Origin of the sequence: Paraburkholderia elongata (assembly GCF_013177735.1) — a bacterium.
In the GTDB taxonomy this organism is placed as follows: Bacteria; Pseudomonadota; Gammaproteobacteria; order Burkholderiales; family Burkholderiaceae; genus Paraburkholderia; species Paraburkholderia elongata.
Genome location: NZ_WOEZ01000278.1, coordinates 1 through 748 on the forward strand (window position 1 = coordinate 1; position 748 = coordinate 748).

Genomic DNA, 748 nt, shown 5'->3' on the forward strand with positions numbered 1-748 from the left:
CTTCGACGTTTTCTGCCAGGCCCGCTGCGAGTTGCGGCGCGTCGGCCAGCAGGACCTTCGAAACACCTGCAATCTTCGCCGCGGCATCCGCTGCGGCTTGCGCGTTGTGACCCGCCACCAGCACGTGGATATCACCACCAATCTTCTGCGCGGCTGCAATCGTATTCAGCGTCGCGGCCTTGATCGACGCGTTGCCCCCCAAGGGGGCTTCCTTCGGGGCGTCGTGTTCAGCAATAACCAGATTCGTCATTTCGTCCGTCTCCTTACAGCACCTTGGCTTCGGTCTTCAGCTTCTCGACCAGCGTCTTCACATCCGGCACCATCACACCGGCGGAGCGCTTCGGCGGCTCGACAACCTTCAGCGTCTTCAGGCGCGGCGTGACATCAACGCCGAAATCTTCCGGCTTGATGACTTCCAGCGGCTTCTTCTTCGCCTTCATGATGTTGGGCAGCGTCACGTAGCGCGGCTCGTTCAGGCGCAGGTCGGTCGTGACGACTGCGGGCAAGGTCAGCGACAGCGTTTCCGCGCCGCCATCCACTTCGCGCGAAACCGTAGCTTTACCGTCCGCCACGACAACCTTCGAGGCGAACGTTGCTTGCGGCAGGTTAGCCAGCGCGGCCAGCATCTGGCCGGTCTGGTTCGAATCGTCGTCGATGGCCTGCTTGCCGAGGATGATCAGCTGCGGCTGTTCCTTGTCGACCAGCGCCTTCAGCAGCTTGGCCACCGCCAGCGGCTGCAGCTCTTCGC

Annotated in this window: 1 protein-coding gene and 1 pseudogene; both read right to left on the bottom strand. The window is 62.6% G+C overall.

The window, feature by feature from the left end; translation table 11 throughout:
* Window positions 1-250 (bottom strand): annotated as a pseudogene (locus GNZ13_RS45935) (electron transfer flavoprotein subunit alpha/FixB family protein); the annotation flags it as partial.
* A 13-nt stretch (window positions 251-263) separates the two neighbouring features.
* The coding region (locus GNZ13_RS45940; RefSeq protein ID WP_172177467.1) for an electron transfer flavoprotein subunit beta/FixA family protein at window positions 264-748 on the bottom strand (485 nt) is incomplete at its 5' end.